This window comes from Kushneria phyllosphaerae (assembly GCF_900312995.1).
In the GTDB taxonomy this organism is placed as follows: domain Bacteria; phylum Pseudomonadota; class Gammaproteobacteria; order Pseudomonadales; family Halomonadaceae; genus Kushneria; species Kushneria phyllosphaerae.
Genome location: NZ_ONZI01000054.1, coordinates 1 through 263, shown reverse-complemented (window position 1 = coordinate 263; position 263 = coordinate 1). Strand labels below are relative to the sequence as shown.

Here is a 263-nt window from a genome sequence, read left to right as displayed (position 1 = left end):
CCGGCGACACCGTGACCCTGACGGTGGGTCAGCAGAACTACACCGGTGCGGTGAACGGTGACGGCACTTTCTCGATCAACGTGCCGGGTTCGCAGCTCGCACAAAACGATGCGATCCGTGCTGACGTTAGTCACACCGACGCAGCTGGCAATACCGGCTCGGCCAACACCGCATCGAGCTACGCCGTGGATACCGCGGCGCCGGTGGTGACCATCAGCCTCGACACCCTCGCCGGCGATGACGTGATCAATGCCGCCGAAGCG

1 protein-coding gene is annotated in these 263 nt (G+C 64.3%); it reads left to right on the top strand.

Features of this window, described 5'->3' with window-relative positions; genetic code table 11:
- Positions 1-11: 11 nt before the first annotated feature.
- A partial coding sequence (locus KSP9073_RS17425) for a hypothetical protein (protein WP_243409290.1) occupies positions 12-263 on the top strand: 252 nt, incomplete at its 3' end.